We start from the raw sequence: 16947 nt of genomic DNA on the forward strand, positions 1-16947 counted from the left end.
GGCTAACCGCGGCGCGTCCAACCTTCAAGCTCGCGTGCGAGCAGCCGTTCGAGCATCGCGATCCCCGCGGGGCCATCGTTCAGGCACGGCAGATAGGCAAAGTCCTTGCCGCCCGCCTCCTCGAAGCTCTCGCGCCCGCGAATCGACAATTCCTCGAGCGTTTCCAGACAGTCCGCCGAAAAGCCGGGCGCAAAGATCGCGACCTTGGTCTTCCCCGCCTTGGCCAGCTCCACGAGGGTCTCGTCGGTCGCGGGCCCGAGCCATGTCTGCGGCCCGAACCGCGACTGGAACGCGACCGTCAGCTCGCGCCCCATCGCCGCGCTCAGCAGCCGTGCGGTCTTCTGGCAGTGGCAATGGTACGGATCGCCCATCTCCAACGTCCGCTTGGGCATGCCGTGAAAGCTCGCGACGATCGCATCGGGCACGAAGTCGAGCGCGGCGAGCGACGTCTCGAGATCGGTCTTCAGCGCGTCGATATACAAGGGATCGTCATAATAAGGCGGCAGCGTGCGCAGCGCGGGCTGCCAGCGCAGCCCCGCCAGATGCGCGAACGCCTTGTCGTTCGCGGTCGCGGTCGTCGCCGCGCAATATTGCGGATAGAGCGGCGCGAGCAGGATCCGCTCGCAGCCCGCCGCCTGCATCGCGCTCAGCCGCTCGGCGATCGCCGGCCGGCCATAGCGCATCGCCCAGTCGACCAGCACCTCGGGGCCGAATGAATCCTTCACCGCCGCCGCCTGCAACCGCGTGATCGCGGCGAGCGGCGAACCGTCCTCGCGCCACACCTGGCTGTACGCATGCGCCGATTTCTTCGGCCGCGTGTTCAGGATGATGCCGCGCAGGATCGGCTGCCACGCGATCGCCGGAATCTCGACGACGCGCCGATCCGACAGGAATTCGCCGAGATAGCGTTTGACCGATCGCACGTCGGGGCCGTCGGGCGTCCCCAGGTTCATCAGCAGGACGCCGATCCGGGGCTTCGGAATCGCGGGATGGTCGGGGGGCAGGGTCATGTCGAGGGTCTTAAAGGCAAATCGCGCAGACGAAAGCCCGTTGCGGAGAAGATTGCGTTGGCGATCGCCGGCGCGACCGCGGGTACGCCCAGCTCGCCGACCCCGCCCGGCGCCTCGTCGCTGCGGATCAGCTCGACGGTGATGTCGGGCGTGTCCGCCAGCCGCGGCAGGTGCAGGTCGCCGAACCCGCGTGCATCGGCCAGGTTGCGCGTGAAGCCGGTCGCTGCGCCCAGCGCGGTCGCCAGCCCGAAGATCAGCCCGCCCTCGATCTGCTGGCGGACCAGGTCGGGGTTGATCTGCACCCCGCAATCGACCGCCGCGACCAGCCGCTCGACCACCGGCCGCCGGTCCGCGCCCAGATGCGCCTCCGCCAGCACGGCGATGAAACTGCCGCGAAAGGCGTGGGCCGCGATCCCCTGCCCGCTGCCGGGGACACCGCCATTCCACCCGCCCAGCGACGCCGCGGTCGACAGGCACCGCGCGAGTCTCGCCCCGCCGCCCAGCATGCCGATCCGGTAGGACATCGGCTCGGTCGCGGCGATCCGCGCGAGCTCGTCGACGAACGTCTCGGTGAAGAACGCGGTATAGCCATGCGCGCCGCCGCGCAGCGCCCCCGTCGGTACGCCGATCTCGGCGGCATGATGCACGACCGCCACCGCCGGGATCGCATAGGCGGGCAGCGCGCCGCCGACCGCATGCGGATCGCCGCGGGTCAGCGCGGTCGCCGCGCGGCTCGCGATCCCCGGCAGCACCCTTGCCGCGATCTCCGCGCCGGTCGCAGGTGCCGCGATCGCCGTGCGCCAGGCGAGGATCCGCCCACGCGCATCGAGTCGCGCCGCCAGCCGCGCCGCCGCCGCGGGCCGATAGCGATCGTGCATCAGGTCCTCGGCCCGCGACCAGACCAGGCTGACCGGACGCTTCAGCCGCACCGCCAGCACCGCCGCCTGCGCCGCCGCGTCATGCTCCAGCGCGGCGCCGAACGCCCCGCCGACCGGCATCGGATGGATCACCACCTGCGCTTCGGCGATCCCCGCCGCGCTTGCCGCCGCCGCGCGCGCGGGCCCCGGCGCCTGAGTCTGCAGCCACAGCTCCAATATCCCGTCGCGGTACGCCGCGGTCGCGCTGCGCGTCTCGATCGCCGCATGCACCGCGGGCGCGACGCGGTAGGCGGCGGTCACCACCCCCGCCCCGTCGAGCAGCGTGCCGATCTCCCCGCTCTGCGCCATCGTCGCGCCCGACGTCTCGAACGCGGCGTCGAGCGCGGCGGCGATCGTCCCGCTATCGACCAGCGACGATCGCGTGGCAAAGCGCGGCGCCATCGCGGACAGCGCCTGCTGCGCCGCCCAGCCGGTCGTCGCCACCGCCGCGACCCAAGCCGGCGTCTCGACGATCTGCAGCACGCCGCGCACCCGGTCCGCGGCGGCGCGGTCGACGCCGATCAGCCGGCTGTCGCCGACCGGTCCCTGCCGGATCGCCGCATGGACCATGTCGGGCAGGCGGACGTCGCCGGTGAAATTGGCGGATCCGTCGACCTTGGCCGACGTGTCGATCCGCGGCACCGACCGCCCCGCGAGAGCCCCCGCGCCCGGCCCGCCGATATTGGGGTCGTCCGGCAGCGTCTCGCGCGCGGCGTCCTCGGCGAGCGCGGCGAAGCGAATCCGCCGCGTGCCCTGGACGACGAACCCCGCCTCGGTCCGGCAGTCCGCCCAGTCCGCATCCCAGCGCCGCGCCGCCGCCTTGCACAGCAGCACCCGCGCCGCCGCACCCGCGCTCCGGCACGCCGCCTCGAACATCCGCACCGAACTCGATCCCGCGGTCAGCATCGGCGCGGGGCCGGCGACCGCTGCGGGGATCACGCCCGGCATCCCCTCGAACATCGCGTTCAGCCCGACCGGATTGGCATAAAGCGGGTTGAGCGGCGCGGGCTCGACCCCCACCGTCCGCCAGTCCGCGCCCAGCTCGTCCGCGACGATCTGCGCCAGCGCGGTATAGACGCCCTGCCCCTGTTCGGCCTGCGGCACCGCGACCGTGACATGCCCGTCGCTGCCGATCTTCAGCCACGCCCCGAACGCGCTCTCCCCCGGATCCGCCACCAGCGTCGGCGCATAATCACGCGGCCACAGCCCCCAGGCGACGACCAGCCCGATCCCCACGCCGCCCCCCGCCAAAATCCCCCGCCGACCAATCATCCCGCGCCCCTACCCCGTCTCCCCCCCGCGGTGAAGGCGCCGCAAACCGCCGGATGAGGGGGAACGCGCCCCACCCCCACCCGTCATCCCCCCTTCCGTCATCCCCCCCTTCCGTCATCCCGACGAAAGTCGGGACCCAGGGTACCAAAACGCAACGCTGCTGGGCCCTGGATCCTGACTTTCGTCAGGATGACGGGAGTGGGTGGGCGTGCCGGTGCCTCGCTCCGTCCGTCATCCTGACGAAAGTCAGGATCCAGAGCCCCGAACGCCACCCCCGGCCGACGCCCCGCCGGCCGAAGGCACCCCCCTCAGACCATCCCCCGATACCGCTCCCGGATCGTCACCTTGTCGATCTTCTCCGTCCCCAGCCGCGGCAGCGGCGCGTCGGCGATCCAGACCCGCTGCGGCACCTTGAACGCCGCGATATGCTGGTGGAGATACGCGCACAGATCATCCGGCGTCAGCGTCTCGCCGTCGCGCAGCACCACCACCGCGCCCGGCACCTCGCCGAACCGCTCGTCCGCCAGCCCGAACACCGCCGCCTCCGCGACCGCGGGGTTCTGGTACAGCGCCGCCTCGACCTCCTGGCACGAGATATTCTCGCCGCCGCGGATGATGATGTCCTTCTTGCGGTCGACGATGAACAGATAGCCGTCCTCGTCGAGAAACCCGATATCGCCCGTCCGGAAATAGCCGTCCGCGGTGAACGCCGCCGCGGTCGCCTCGGGCCGGTTCCAATATTCCTTGAAATTGCACACGCTGCGGATGCCCACCTCGCCGCGCACGCCGACGTCTTGCTTGCGCCCGTCATCGTCGAGGATCGCGAGATCGACCAGCGGCGCGCTCGCCCGCCCCGCCGAATTGGGCTTGGCGATATAATTGCTCCGCCAGTTACCCGTCCCCACCGCATTCGTCTCGGTCAGGCCGTAGCCGATCAGCGGCGCGCTGCCGCCCATCTCCTCGCCCAGCCGCCGAACATGCTCGACCGGTCGCGGCGCGCCCCCCGCGGCGAAATCGGTCACGGTCGACAGGTCATAGTCGCCGCGATCGGGGTGGTTGAGGATCTCGAAGCTCATCAGCGGCACGCCGACGAAATAGGTCACGCCCTCCGCCTCGATCAGCCGCATCGCCTCGCGCGCATCCCATTTGGGCATCAGCACGAGCTTTCGCCCCATCGCGAAGCTCTGCAGGAACACCGGCACCTCGCCGGTGATGTGGAACAGCGGGATCGTCAGCAGCGTGACCGGCTGGCCGACCGGCGGATTGCCCTGCGCGGTGGCGATGCCGAGCATCATCATCGCCTGCCCCAGATAGTTGAAGATCGCCTGGATGATCGCGCGATGATCGCACAGCGCGCCCTTGGACTGGCCGGTCGACCCGCTGGTGAACAGGATCGTCGCATGGTCGTCGGGGCCCAGCGGCGGCAGCGCGACGCCGACCGGATCCTCCTTCAGCAGCACGTCGAGCGCGATTCGCAGCGGCAGCGTATCGTCGATCCCGATCACCGGCGTCGCCAGCCCGGCGATCTGCGCCAGCCGCTTCACGCGCGGCGGATCGGCGAACACCATGTTGCAGTCGACGTCGCGGATCGCCGCCTCCAGCTCGTCCGACTGCCACCAGCCGTTGAGCAGGGTCGCGACCCCGCCGGCCATGATGATGCCCATGTACAGCACGATCCACGACGGCGAATTGCGCATCGCGATGCCGATCCGGTCGCCGCGCTGGATACCGTGCGCGGATACCAGCGCACAGGCGACGCGCTCGGCCGCGTCCTCGACCTCGGCGAAGGTCAGCCGCTCGTCGCCTGCGACAAGGAACACCTGGTCGCGGTGCTCGCCGGCATAATGCGCGAAATAGGCGTTGAGCGCGGGCGGCGCGACCGCGATCGTCGGCAGCGTCACGCCGAACCGCTCGATCGATCCAAGCCCGAGCATCCCCCCGGGCGCGGTCAGCGCCGCCATCGTCGAATCCATCGCCGCGTCTAGCTCGGTCCGCATCTCACTCTCCCTCTGGACTTATGGCCCCGGTCTTATCGCCTTGGTCTTATCGTCACCGCTCATTATGCAGGCGCGAACGCGTGGGGAAAAGCCATTGATCCTGTCGACCTTAGCCGCCGTAGCCGGTGGCCTGCCTAGCCCCGCTACGGGCCAACATATCCGGTTCGAGGACCTGGGGCTCCACCCCGACGTCTTCTCGATCGGCTTCTTCACGCTGCGCTGGTACAGCCTTGCCTATATCGGCGGGATCCTGCTCGGCTGGTGGTATCTGCTGAAGCTGCTCGCCCAGCCCGGCGCACCGATGGCGCGGCGTCATGCCGACGACCTCGTCTTCTACGCGACGCTCGGCATCATCCTCGGCGGGCGGCTCGGCTATGTGCTGTTCTACGCGCCCGAGATGATCCTGCGCCCGTTGCGCATCCTCCGGCTCTGGGACGGCGGCATGTCGTTCCACGGCGGCGTCATCGGCGTGTCGCTCGGGCTGATCCTGTTCGCGCGCAAGCACAAGCTCAACTGGCTGCGCGTCCACGATTACATCGCCTGCTGCGTGCCGTTCGGGCTGTTCTTCGGGCGGCTCGCCAATTTCGTCAACGGCGAGCTCTGGGGCAAGCCGACCGACGTCGCCTGGGGCATCGTCTTCGCGCGCACCGTCCCCTTCGGCATGATCGAACCCGCCCGCCATCCGAGCCAGCTCTACGAGGCGGGGCTCGAAGGCCTCGCGCTGTTCGCGCTCCTCTGGTTCGCCTTCTGGAAGACCAAGGCGCGCTATGACCCGGGCAAGCTCGTCGGGCTGTTCGTGCTCGGCTACGGCCTCGCGCGCTTCACCGTCGAATTCTTCCGCGAACCCGATTCGCAGCTGCGCGCCTTTGCCGAGAAGACCGGGCTCCACATGGGCCAGTGGCTCTGCGTGCCGATGATCCTCGGCGGCCTCTTCCTGATCCTCACCGCCGCCCGCCGCCGCATCCGCGTCGAACCGATCGCCGGCGCGCAGAGCGTCGCGTAGCGGACACCACCCTCACCCTCATCCCCACCCCGGCGAAGGCCGGGGCCCAGTTGGGAAGGCCCAGGTGACGAGCGTGCTGCCCCCCGTCATCACCGTCCCCCAACTGGGCCCCGGCCTCCGCCGGGGAGGTAGAGAAGTACATGATGACTGAATCCACCCCCGACACCGCCCTCCCCGAACGCCTCGCCCGCGCGATCACCCTCGCCGGCCCCGTCCCCGTCGCGCAGTACATGGCCGCCGCCAACGCGCACTATTACGCGACCCGCGACCCGCTCGGCACCGCAGGCGACTTCACCACCGCGCCCGAGATCAGCCAGATGTTCGGCGAGCTCCTCGGCCTGTGGTGCGCCGATCTGTGGGACCGCGCCGGCCGCCCGGACATCGCCTGGGTCGAGCTCGGCCCCGGCCGCGGCACGCTCGCCGCCGACGCACTCCGCGCCATGGCCAAGGCCGGCCTCGTGCCCCCCGTCCATTTCGTAGAAACCAGCCCCGCGCTCCGCACCGCGCAGGCCGAGCGCGTCCCTGCCGCGACCTGGCACGACGCCATCGACACGCTGCCGACCGAGCTTCCGCTGATCGTCGTCGCGAACGAATTCTTCGACGCGCTGCCGATCCGCCAGTTGCTGAAACGCGAGGACGCCTGGCACGAACGCCTCGTCGCCGCGCAGGACCTGCTGTTCCTCCCGATCGCGGGCAAGCCGCTTCCCGACGCGGTCATCCCCGAGCCCTTCCGCGACGCGCCCGCCGGATCGATCCTCGAGACCGCCCCCGCCGCGGTCGGCATCGTCCGCGCGCTCGCCAAACGCCTCGTCGCACAGGGCGGCGCGCTGCTCGCGATCGATTACGGCTATGAAGGCCCCGCGCTCGGCGACACGCTCCAGGCGGTCCGCGCGCACGCCTTTGCCAACCCGTTCGAGGCACCGGGCGAGCACGACCTGACCGCGCATGTCGATTTCACCACGCTCGCCGCCGCCGCGCAGGCCGATGGCGCGGTCGCCTGGGGCCCCGTCGCACAGCGCGACCTGCTCGGCGGTCTCGGCATCGACACGCGCACGTCCGCGCTCGCCAAGGCCTCGCCCGACCGTGCCGAAGCGCTCGCCGCCGACCGCCGCCGGCTGATGGACGACATGGGGTCGTTGTTCAAAGCGCTCGCGATCACGTCGCCCGGCTGGCCCAACCCGGCCGCCTTCGCATGATCACCTATCGCGACGCGCGCCCCGCCGACGGCCCCGCGCTCGCCGCCATGGCGCGCGCGTCGTTCACCGAGACGTTCGGCACGCTCTACCGCCCGCAGGATCTTGCCGCCTTCCTCGACCAGGCGTTCGGGCCGCAGGGCCTGCCGTCGCAGATCGGCGACCCCGCCTTCCGCATCCATATCGCGCTCGACGAGGGTGAGATCGTCGGTTTCGCGAAGACCGGCCCGGTCGCCTTCCCCGGCGACTGGCCCGCCACCGCGGTCGAACTCTACCAGCTCTATGTCCGCGCCGACCGGCACGGCGCCGGCGTCGGCCCCGCGCTGATGGACTGGGCGCTCGCCACCGCGCGCGCCGACGCCCGGACCGAGATGATCCTCAGCGTCTATGTCGACAACCACCGCGCCCACCGCTTCTACCAGCGCTACGGCTTCACCGAGATCGGCCGCTACGTCTTCATGGTCGGCGAGAAGGCGGACGACGACCGCATCCTCCGCCTGGCGCTGTGACGCGGCACCTCCACCCCAACCTCCACCCCGGCGAAGGCCGGGGCCCAGTTGGGAAAGCCCCGGTAACGACGCGATGCCCCCAGTCACAACCGCCCCCCACCTGGACCCCGGCCTCCGCCGGGGAACCGCAGCACGCCGGTGCCTCACCCCCAGACCCCCACCCCGGCGAAGGCCGGGGCCCAGTTGGCACGTCCCCGGTAATGAAGCGCCACCCCCCATCACAACCGTCCCCCAACTGGGCCCCGGCCTCCGCCGGGGTGGTGCTGGACCACAGACAGGACATCCGAGCATGAATCCCGCCCCCACCCCCATCCGCGCAAAATCCCTCGCCCCCATCCCCCACGGCTTCCTCACCCGCACCGGCGGAGTCTCGACCGGCGCCTATGCCAGCCTCAACACCGGCACCGGCTCCGACGATTCCCCCACCGCGATCGCCGAGAATCGCCGCCGCGCGACCGACGCCGTCCTCCCCGGCGCACAGCTCGTCGGCCTCTACCAGATCCACTCGGCCGAGGCGGTGACGATCACCGCCCCCGTCGACGACACATTCCGCCCGCGCGCCGACGCGCTCGTCACCGACCGCCCCGGGCTCGCGCTCGGCATCCTCACCGCGGACTGCGCCCCCGTCCTCTTCGCCGACAGCGAGGCGGGGATCGTCGGCGCCGCGCATGCCGGCTGGCAGGGCGCGCTCGGCGGCGTCACCGACGCGACCCTGCTCGCGATGGAGGCGATCGGCGCGCGCCGCGACCGGATCGTCGCCGCGGTCGGCCCGTGCATCGCGCGCGCCAGCTACGAGGTCGACACCGGCTTCCTCCGCCGCTTCTGCGAGGCCGATCCCGAGAACGAACGCTTCTTCGCGGATGCCCGCACCGACCATTACCAGTTCGATCTCGAGGCCTATGTCGTCAACCGGCTCGCCGCCGCGGGGGTCGGCCGGGTCGAGGCGCTCGGCCGCGACACCTACACCGAAGACGACGCCTTCTTCAGCTATCGCCGTGCGACCCATCGCGGCGAACCCACTTATGGTCGCCAGATCAGTATCATCGGCCTCTGACGCCTCCCCAAACCGGCTGCGCATCGCTAGGCTCGCCGCATCGGCCCGCACCAGACGGGTCATGCAGGAGCCTAGAATGTCCGATACCCCGACCCCCACCGGCATGCCCGCCGAGACCGAAGCCGACCTCACCGGCGTCGCCGCGCGCGTCGCCCCCAAGCCCGAGGTCGAGAAGATCGGCGGCCGCAAGCTGAAGCCCTCGACGCTGATGATGGGCCATGGTTACGACCCGTCGCTGTCCGAAGGCTCACTCAAGCCCCCGATCTTCCTCACCTCGACCTTCGTCTTCCCCAATGCCGCCGCGGGCAAGCGCCATTTCGAGGGCGTCACCGGCAAGCGTCCGGGCGGTGCCGAGGGCCTCGTCTATTCGCGCTTCAACGGCCCCAACCAGGAGATCCTCGAGGATCGCCTCGGCGTCTGGGAAGAGGCGGAGGACGCGCTCGCCTTCTCGTCCGGCATGTCCGCGATCGCCACCTTGTTCCTCGCGATGGTCAAGCCCGGCGACACGATCGTCCATTCGGGGCCGCTCTACGCCGCGACCGAGACGCTGATCGGCCGCGTGCTCGGCAAGTTCGGGGTCAAGTGGCTCGACTTCCCCGCCGGCGCCACCCGCGAGGAGATCGACGCGGTGATGACCGAGGCCGCGACCGGCAATGTCGCGCTCATCTATCTCGAAAGCCCCGCCAACCCGACCAACGCGCTGGTCGATGTCGAAGCCGTCGCCGCCAGCCGCGACGCGATCTTCGGTGACGAAAAGCCGCCGATCGCGATCGACAACACCTTCCTCGGACCGCTCTGGTTCCAGCCGCTCAAGCACGGCGCGGACATCGTCGTCTATTCGCTGACCAAATATGTCGGCGGCCATTCGGATCTCGTCGCGGGCGGCGTGCTCGGCACCAAGGCGCACATCAACACGATCCGGACGATGCGCAACACGATCGGCACGATCACCGATCCCAACACCGCGTGGATGCTGCTGCGCAGTCTCGAGACGCTCGAGCTCCGCATGAGCCGAGCGGGCGAGAATGCCGCCAAGGTCTGCGCCTATCTGCGGCATCACCCCAAGGTCGAGCGCGTCGGCTATCTCGGTTTCCTCGCCGACGAACCCGGCGCCGAGCGTCAGGCCGACATCTATCGCCGCCACTGCACCGGCGGCGGCTCGACCTTCTCGCTCTACCTCAAGGGCGGCGAGCGCGAGAGCTTCGCCTTTCTCGACGCGCTCAAGATCGCGAAACTCGCGGTCTCGCTCGGCGGCACCGAAACGCTGGCCAGCCACCCCGCCGGCATGACGCACCTCTCGGTCCCCGACGCGCGCAAACAGGCTTTGGGCATCACCGACAATCTGGTGCGCATCTCGATCGGCGTCGAGGATGCCGACGACCTGATCGCCGACTTCACGCAAGCGCTCGAAGCGATCTGACCAACCGGGCGCCCGCTAAACCAGCGGGCGCCCCCCCCTCCTCGTCATCCTGACGAAAGTCAGGACCCAGAGCCCAGCAAACCCGCCCGCACCGAACACCGGCTGGCCCCAGCGCCCCCCACCCGTTAAAGCGCAACGGATGCCGATCTTCACCCCCATCCCGCAGGACGACTTCGTCGCCGCGATCCACACCCTCGCCGCACAGCTGCGCGCGGACGCCGACTGGACCCCCGATTTCATCATCGGCATCGGCCGCGGCGGCCTCGTCCCCGCGGTCTTCCTCAGCCACGCGATCGGCCTCCCGACGCTCTCGGTCGACTATTCGAGCCAGGTCGAGGATTTCGCCGACCAGCCGCTCGTCAAGCTCGCCGCGCGCACCCAGTCGGGCGAGCGCCTGCTGTTCCTCGACGACATCAACGATTCCGGCCGCACGATCACGCATCTGCGCACCGCCCTCGCCGCCGCGGGTGCGACGCCCGGCGCGATCCGCTTCGCGACGCTGATCGACAATCTCAGCTCCGCCGAACGCATCGACTACACCGCGCGCACGATCGACCGCCGCGACACCAAGGACTGGTTCGTCTTCCCCTGGGAAGCCGTCGCCCCCGCCACCACGATCGAACACGACGCCGCCGAAGTCCCCGACCGCATCGCCTGACGCGCGCCCAAGACCGTCATCCTGACGAAAGTCAGGATCCAGAGTTACAGACGCTGCGCTTAATGGCTCTGGATCTTGACTTTCGTCAGGATGACGGAGGAGGGACGTCCGACGCCCCAAACCTCACCCGTCGCTGGCCCGCTCGATATCCGCCCCAACCGCGCTCAATTTCTCCTCGAGCCGCTCATACCCCCGGTCGAGATGATACACCCGCCCGACCGACGTCTCGCCATCCGCCGCCAGACCCGCCAAAATCAGGCTCATCGACGCACGCAGGTCGGTCGCCATCACCGGCGCGCCGACCAGCTTGTCGACGCCGCGCACCACCGCGGTGCGGCCGCGCACCTGGATGTCTGCGCCCATCCGCGCCAGCTCGGGCACGTGCATGTAACGGTTCTCGAAGATCGTCTCGGTCAGCACGCTCGCGCCGTCCGCCTTGCACAGCATCGCCATGAACTGCGCCTGCATGTCGGTCGCAAACCCCGGATAAGGCGCGGTCGACAGCGTCAGCGGCTGGAGATGCCCGTCCGACGCGACGCGGATGCCGTCCTTGGTCGGGGTGACGCTCACCCCCGCCTCGACCAGCGCGTCGAGCGTCGCGCCCATGTCCGACGCGGTCACGCCGGTCAGCTCGAGGTCGCCGCCGGTGATCGCCGCCGCGCAGGCATAGCTGCCCGCCTCGATCCGGTCGGGCATCACCGCATAGGTCGCGCCGTGCAGCCGGTCGCGGCCCTCGATCGTCAGCGTCTCGGTGCCGATCCCGTCGATCGACGCGCCCATCGCGACGAGGCAGCGGCACAGGTCGACGATCTCGGGCTCGCGCGCCGCATTCTCGATCACGCTGGTCCCGCGCGCGAGCACCGCCGCCATCACGACATTCTCGGTCGCGCCGACCGACACGATCGGGAAGCGATAGCGCCCGCCGGTCAGCCGCCCGCCGGGCGCGGTCGCCTTCACATAGCCCGCCGCCATCTCCAGCTCGGCGCCGATCGCCTCGAGCGCGCGCAGATGCAGGTCGATCGGCCGGTTGCCGATCGCGCAGCCGCCGGGCAGCGACACCGTCGCCTCGCCGCCGCGCCCGAGCAGCGGCCCGAGCACGAGGATCGACGCACGCATCTTGCGCACGATGTCGTAGGGCGCCTCGGTCGAGGTCAGGTTGCCCGCGCGGATCGTCATCACCCGCCCGAAATCCTCGGGCCGCGTCCCCTGGATCGCGGTCGACGCGCCCAGCTGGTTGAGCAGATGCCCGAACCCGTCGACGTCGGCCAGCCGCGGCAGGTTGCGCAGCGTCAGCGGCTCCTCGGTCAGCAATGCGCAGGGCATCAGCGTGAGCGCGGCGTTCTTCGCGCCGGAAATGGGCAGGCGCCCGGTCAGGCGGTTGCCGCCGCGAATGAGAATACGGTCCATCCCCGGCTGTCTATCGCCCCGCACGATCCGCGCAAGCCCAGCCGCGTGGCGGGTGCGGGGAGGCACGCTTGGCGGGCGATCAAAAGCGGTTCATACCGGCCCTATTGATCGACTTTAATGCGCAAAATCGAGGGGTTTGCTCATTGGTGCGAGGACGGGGAGCCGATTAAAGTGTCGCACAGCTGCTTCGCCGAACGTCTCGGCGATTTCATCACCTTGACCGAGAGCGAGACGACGGCACTGACGCGCCTCGAGGAGCGCCCGCGCGAGGTGCGTCGCGGCACGATCCTGTTGCGCGAGCACGACCCGATGGCCGAGCTCTTCATCCTCCAGCGCGGCATGGCGATGAGCTATGTCCTGCTCGACGACGGCAGCCGCCAGATCCTGCGCTTCCTGTTTCCCGGCGACATGCTCGCGGCCTCGGCTTTGGTCTATCGCGACTCGCCCGAGACGATCGTCGCAATGACCAACCTGACCGTCTGCCCGTTCGACCGGACGCTGATGGCGGGGCTGCTGACCGAACACCCGCGGCTCGCGGCGGTCATCATGGTGATGAACCAGATGGAAAAGGTCGCGCTGACCGACCGGCTCGCAGCCCTCGGCCGGACCTCGGCCAAGGTCCGCGTCGCTGCGCTGCTGCTCGAGATCCGCAACCGCATCCGGCTGACCGGACAGGCTGCGACCACCGACTTTGCACTCCCGCTGACGCAGGAGGAGATTGGCGACGCGACCGGACTGACCGCGGTCCATGTCAACCGCATGCTCCGCCAGCTCGAGGAGGACGGGCTGATCGCGCGTGGTGCTGGCCGCGTGTCGTTCACCGACGAGACCGCGCTGCTGCGCGCCGCCAATTATGTGAACCGGTTCGACGGTCTCGACCTGCGCTGGCTCCCGCCCGCGCGCTGAACGCCCTGGCCCGGCGGGGGGCCCAGCGCCCGACGCGCGCTCAAAGCCGCGCGATCACGCCTTTTCGAGCGTGCACTGCAGCGGGTGCTGGTTCTGCTGCGCGAAATCCATCACCTGGCTGACCTTGGTCTCGGCGACCTCGTAGCTGAACGTCCCGCACACGCCGACGCCCTTCTGGTGGACGTGGAGCATCACCCGCGTCGCCGCCTCCATGTCCATGCGGAAGAAGCGCTGCAGGCACAGCACGACGAATTCCATCGGCGTGTAATCGTCGTTGAGCATCAGCACCCGGTACGGCGTCGGCTGCTTGGTGCGCGACCGCGTCTTGGTCGCGATGCCGACATTGCCCCGGTCGTTGCCGCCGGAATCCCCGTTGCCGTCGGAATTCCCGTCTTCGGCACGGATCCCATCTTCAACACGGCTATAGCGTCGCTCGGTCATCGTCATCGGAACCAGTATTTTCGGTGTCAGCGCCATGACGTGAAAATATGGCACCTGATGGTCGAAGAGCAAGCCCCGCCCGCTAAAAGGGCAACCTATGAGGCCCGGCAAAAGGGCCCGGCAAAAGCGTAAGACACAAGCGCCACGCAAAAGGGGCAGGCAAGGGATCCCCTGCCTGCCCCTCCCGTCTCGCGTCCGGCCGGAGGCGGCGCGCGCGGCGCCGACCCCGGTCACCGGCTCAGTTGGCGATCTTCATCTTCTCGGTCGCCAGCGCGACCCGGTTGGACAAAGGCTGCGTGATCTCGCCCGCCATCTTCATCATCATCTCGGTCGAACGCGCGCTGTCCGCGATCAGCGTGTCGAACGCGGTGCGCATGTAATCGCCCTGCAGCTTCATGAACTCGGTCGGCGACTTCGCCGCGGCGAGCGTCTTCATCGCCTCGGTCGCGCCCTCGAACGACGCCTTGGCATAGGCCGAAACCTCATGCCCCAGCGTCTCGGCGCCCTTGGCGGCGATCTTCGACGATTCGACGATCGCCTCGATATTGCCCTTGGCGAACGCATTGGCGTCCTCGAAAGCAGCCGCGCTCTTCTCCATCGCGCCCTTCGCGCGGGTCGAGAGGTCGGCGAACATTGCCTGGGTCTTTTCGATCGTGCCGGTGTCGAAATTCATCATGCCATCCTTTCCTGTACGCGCCGCTCCGACGGGAACGACGATGTCTGCTGGTGTCGAAACGGGTGTTGCAAGCGGCACCGCGACGCCGGTCACGGCGGGCGGCACCTCGTCGGTGCTCACAGGCTGTGCGTCGTCGGACGTGGCGGGCTGTGCCTCGTCGGGGCTCACGGGCTGCGCGGCGATGTCCGCCGCAGCGATCCCCGCCCCCCCCTCGACCGCAGCGACAGCCATCTCGGGCACAGTCTCGGGAGGCGCGACGGGCGCCGTCTCGGGCGGTGCGATTTCGAGGGCTTGCACGGCTACCGGAGCCGGCTCGACGATCGGGGTAGGCTCCGCGACCGGGGTAGGCTCCGCGACCGGGGTAGGCTCCGCGACCGGGGTAGGCTCCGCGACCGGGGCCGTCTCAACCGCCGCGACCATCTCGGCCGGGGGCAACGCGACGGGCTTGGCGACTCGCTTGGCTCGCGCCGGCGCGACGGATTTGACCGTCCCGCGATCGCCCGACTTCGAACCAGACCCCCGCATCACATCTGCCCCCGCCTTATCGTGTTGCGTCGCAATATATCACAGTTGCAACGCCCCGACAATCGTCATTGTGCAGTGCAATATATTCCCCGATTCAACGTGTTGGTTAACGGGCGCTGGACGCGGCCTGTGCTCACCGCATCCGCACATAGTCTCCCGGCGACTCGCCAAGCGCGGGCAGCGCGCCTTCGCCGGTAATCCGCGCCCCCGTCGCCGCGACCGTTTCGTCCCCCATCGCGCGCAGCCACGCGACCCAGTCGGGCCACCAGCTCCCCTTGGTCTCGACCGCCGCGGCGACGAACGCGTCGAGGCTCGAAGGCGTTTCGGCGCCCGCCGGATCCAGCGTCCAATATTGATATTTCCCTGCGGCGGGCGGGTTGACCACGCCCGCGATATGCCCCGACCCCGCCAGCACGAAGCGAACCGGCCCCGACAGCGCGGTCGTCAGCTTCCACACGCTCGCCGCCGGCGCGATATGATCCTCGCGCCCCGCCTGGACATAGGCCGGCGTCGTCACACGGCCGAGGTCGACCGGCGTGCCGCCCACCACCATCGCGCCCGGCTCGACCAGCAGATTGTCGCGGTACAGGTCGGTCAGATAGGCCTTGTGCCATTTCGCCGGCAGATTGGTCGTGTCGCCGTTCCAGTGGAGCAGGTCGAACGGCACATAGTCCTTGCCGAGCAGATAGTTGTTGGTGACGTAATTCCAGATCAGGTCGCGCCCGCGCAGCAGGTTGAACGTCGCCGCCATGTAGCGCCCGTCGAGAAACCCCTCGGGCGACAGCGTGCCGAGCAGCGCGATCTGCTCGTCGTCGATGAAATGCGCGAGCTCGCCCGCATCCGCGAAATCGACCTGGGCTGTGAAGAACGTCGCGCTCGCGACGCGGTCCGCCTGCCCCCGCGCGCTCAGCACCGCCAGCGTCGCGGCCAGCGTCGTCCCCGCCACGCAATAGCCGATCGTGTGCACCGCGGGCACGTCGAGCAGGCCGCGCACCGTCTCGATCGCCTCGATCTGCGCGGCGACATAATCGTCCCAGATCACGTCCTTCATACTCGCATCCGCGGACTTCCACGACACCATGAAGACGCTCAGGCCCTGCTCGACCGCCCAGCGGATGAAGCTCTTTTCGGGGTTCAGGTCGAGGATGTAGAAGCGGTTGATCCACGGCGGAAAGATCACCAGCGGCGTCGCCTGCACGCGCTCGGTGGTCGGCGCATAATGGATCAGCTCGTACAGCGGCGTGCGCAGCACGACCTTGCCCGGCGTCATCGCCAGGTTGCGGCCCAGCTCGAAGCTGCCCTGTGCGGTGTGGCTGAGCTGCCCGCGGCCGATGTCCGCCATCATGTTCTGCAGGCCCTGCAACAGGTTGGCGCCGCGCGTCTCGATCGTCTTCTCGATCACCTCGGGATTGGTCAGCGCGAAGTTGGTCGGGCTCATCGCATCGACGAAGCCGCGCGTCGCAAAGCGCAGCTGCTCCTTCTGCCGCGGTTCCAGCCCCTCGACCGCGTCGACGCTGCGCAGCATCTGGTCGCCGATCGTCTGGTAACTCTGCCGGATCAGGTCGAACACCGGCTCGCGCCACTGCGCCGCCTTGAACCTTTTGTCGGTCGCGGGCCCGGGCTCGGGCTGGGGCGCCGCGCCGCCCCCCGGGGGCACCAGCATTTGCTGCCACAAGGCAAAGCCGTCCCGCCAGAAATCGCGCACCCGCGCAATCGTCGCCGGATCGTTGAACCCCGGCACCACCATCGCCTCCGGCACTGCCGCATCGAGCGGCGCGGTGATCGCATCGAGCCCCTGCGCCATCATCATCTGCTGCGCGCGCCCCATCACCCAGGTCCAGTGCTGCAGCTCGGCCAGCGTCGGTGCGGCAATCCCCGGCGTCTCGGACATGGGCAACCTCTCCTTTTGCCCAAGCCTAACCCACTCCCCCACCCGGCGAAAGCACACCCGCACCCCAC

At 69.4% G+C, this 16947-nt stretch carries 14 protein-coding genes; 7 read left to right on the forward strand and 7 right to left on the reverse strand.

Annotated features, from left to right (window positions below):
• Positions 1-2 precede the first annotated feature (2 nt).
• From hemH to IFT71_RS09760, 3 genes are all read right to left on the reverse strand, one after another.
• Positions 3-1010 (reverse strand): ferrochelatase, encoded by a 1008-nt coding sequence (gene hemH / locus IFT71_RS09750; protein WP_192097935.1) that lies wholly within the window; start codon positions 1008-1010, stop codon positions 3-5.
• Positions 1007-3199, reverse strand: coding sequence for a molybdopterin cofactor-binding domain-containing protein (locus IFT71_RS09755; protein ID WP_192140568.1), 2193 nt, complete (start codon positions 3197-3199; stop codon positions 1007-1009). Before IFT71_RS09755 ends, hemH begins: the two co-directional genes overlap by 4 nt.
• A 308-nt stretch (positions 3200-3507) precedes the next feature.
• The gene (locus tag IFT71_RS09760) at positions 3508-5196 is read right to left on the reverse strand and encodes a class I adenylate-forming enzyme family protein (protein WP_192140570.1); all 1689 of its coding nucleotides are present in this window, start codon (positions 5194-5196) and stop codon (positions 3508-3510) included.
• 94 nt (positions 5197-5290) lie between these two features.
• Here IFT71_RS09760 and lgt point away from each other — a divergent pair, with 94 nt between their 5' ends.
• From lgt to IFT71_RS09790, 6 genes are all read left to right on the forward strand, one after another.
• Positions 5291-6199, forward strand: coding sequence for a prolipoprotein diacylglyceryl transferase (gene lgt, locus IFT71_RS09765; protein ID WP_425057506.1), 909 nt, complete (start codon positions 5291-5293; stop codon positions 6197-6199).
• 143 nt (positions 6200-6342) lie between these two features.
• Complete coding sequence (locus tag IFT71_RS09770) at positions 6343-7395, forward strand: class I SAM-dependent methyltransferase (protein ID WP_192141224.1); 1053 nt, start codon at positions 6343-6345, stop codon at positions 7393-7395.
• Positions 7392-7901 (forward strand): GNAT family N-acetyltransferase, encoded by a 510-nt coding sequence (locus IFT71_RS09775; RefSeq protein ID WP_192140572.1) that lies wholly within the window; start codon positions 7392-7394, stop codon positions 7899-7901. The genes IFT71_RS09770 and IFT71_RS09775 overlap by 4 nt, the downstream gene beginning before the upstream one ends.
• Positions 7902-8190: 289 nt before the next feature.
• Positions 8191-8955, forward strand: coding sequence for a peptidoglycan editing factor PgeF (pgeF, locus tag IFT71_RS09780; RefSeq protein WP_192140574.1), 765 nt, complete (start codon positions 8191-8193; stop codon positions 8953-8955).
• A 76-nt stretch (positions 8956-9031) separates the two neighbouring features.
• Entirely contained in the window at positions 9032-10375 is a 1344-nt protein-coding gene (locus tag IFT71_RS09785; RefSeq protein ID WP_373928262.1) for a cystathionine gamma-synthase family protein, read from the forward strand.
• A gap of 139 nt (positions 10376-10514) precedes the next feature.
• Entirely contained in the window at positions 10515-11033 is a 519-nt protein-coding gene (locus tag IFT71_RS09790; RefSeq protein WP_031440516.1) for a phosphoribosyltransferase, read from the forward strand.
• 123 nt (positions 11034-11156) lie between these two features.
• On the opposite strand, the gene murA is transcribed toward IFT71_RS09790, so the two are convergent.
• On the reverse strand, positions 11157-12440 hold the full coding sequence (murA, locus tag IFT71_RS09795; protein ID WP_031440515.1) for a UDP-N-acetylglucosamine 1-carboxyvinyltransferase: 1284 nt from the start codon (positions 12438-12440) through the stop codon (positions 11157-11159).
• Positions 12441-12611: 171 nt separating this feature from the next.
• Here murA and IFT71_RS09800 point away from each other — a divergent pair, with 171 nt between their 5' ends.
• On the forward strand, positions 12612-13346 hold the full coding sequence (locus tag IFT71_RS09800; RefSeq protein ID WP_342212633.1) for a Crp/Fnr family transcriptional regulator: 735 nt from the start codon (positions 12612-12614) through the stop codon (positions 13344-13346).
• Positions 13347-13400: 54 nt separating this feature from the next.
• Here IFT71_RS09800 and clpS read toward each other — a convergent pair whose 3' ends face one another.
• The 3 genes from clpS to IFT71_RS09815 form a co-directional block, all read right to left on the reverse strand.
• Complete coding sequence (gene clpS, locus IFT71_RS09805) at positions 13401-13787, reverse strand: ATP-dependent Clp protease adapter ClpS (RefSeq protein WP_081874265.1); 387 nt, start codon at positions 13785-13787, stop codon at positions 13401-13403.
• Positions 13788-14025: 238 nt separating this feature from the next.
• Positions 14026-14988, reverse strand: coding sequence for a phasin family protein (phaP, locus tag IFT71_RS09810; protein WP_192140582.1), 963 nt, complete (start codon positions 14986-14988; stop codon positions 14026-14028).
• Positions 14989-15121: 133 nt separating this feature from the next.
• Complete coding sequence (locus tag IFT71_RS09815) at positions 15122-16879, reverse strand: PHA/PHB synthase family protein (RefSeq protein WP_192140584.1); 1758 nt, start codon at positions 16877-16879, stop codon at positions 15122-15124.
• Between the last annotated feature and the right edge of the window lie 68 nt (positions 16880-16947).

Source organism: Sphingomonas sp. CFBP 13733, from assembly GCF_014841795.1.
GTDB classification, from domain to species: Bacteria; Pseudomonadota; Alphaproteobacteria; order Sphingomonadales; family Sphingomonadaceae; genus Sphingomonas; species Sphingomonas aerolata.

Excerpts from the sequence above, each read along its gene's own strand:
- hemH (WP_192097935.1), bottom strand. The coding sequence starts at position 1,010 with ATGACCCTGCCCCCCGACCATCCCGCGATTCCGAAGCCCCGGATCGGC.
- IFT71_RS09755 (WP_192140568.1), bottom strand. The coding sequence starts at position 3,199 with ATGATTGGTCGGCGGGGGATTTTGGCGGGGGGCGGCGTGGGGATCGGG.
- IFT71_RS09760 (WP_192140570.1), bottom strand. The coding sequence starts at position 5,196 with ATGCGGACCGAGCTAGACGCGGCGATGGATTCGACGATGGCGGCGCTG.
- IFT71_RS09770 (WP_192141224.1), top strand. The coding sequence starts at position 6,343 with ATGACTGAATCCACCCCCGACACCGCCCTCCCCGAACGCCTCGCCCGC.
- IFT71_RS09775 (WP_192140572.1), top strand. The coding sequence starts at position 7,392 with ATGATCACCTATCGCGACGCGCGCCCCGCCGACGGCCCCGCGCTCGCC.
- pgeF (WP_192140574.1), top strand. The coding sequence starts at position 8,191 with ATGAATCCCGCCCCCACCCCCATCCGCGCAAAATCCCTCGCCCCCATC.
- IFT71_RS09785 (WP_373928262.1), top strand. The coding sequence starts at position 9,032 with ATGTCCGATACCCCGACCCCCACCGGCATGCCCGCCGAGACCGAAGCC.
- IFT71_RS09790 (WP_031440516.1), top strand. The coding sequence starts at position 10,515 with ATGCCGATCTTCACCCCCATCCCGCAGGACGACTTCGTCGCCGCGATC.
- murA (WP_031440515.1), bottom strand. The coding sequence starts at position 12,440 with ATGGACCGTATTCTCATTCGCGGCGGCAACCGCCTGACCGGGCGCCTG.
- clpS (WP_081874265.1), bottom strand. The coding sequence starts at position 13,787 with ATGACCGAGCGACGCTATAGCCGTGTTGAAGATGGGATCCGTGCCGAA.
- phaP (WP_192140582.1), bottom strand. The coding sequence starts at position 14,988 with ATGCGGGGGTCTGGTTCGAAGTCGGGCGATCGCGGGACGGTCAAATCC.
- IFT71_RS09815 (WP_192140584.1), bottom strand. The coding sequence starts at position 16,879 with ATGTCCGAGACGCCGGGGATTGCCGCACCGACGCTGGCCGAGCTGCAG.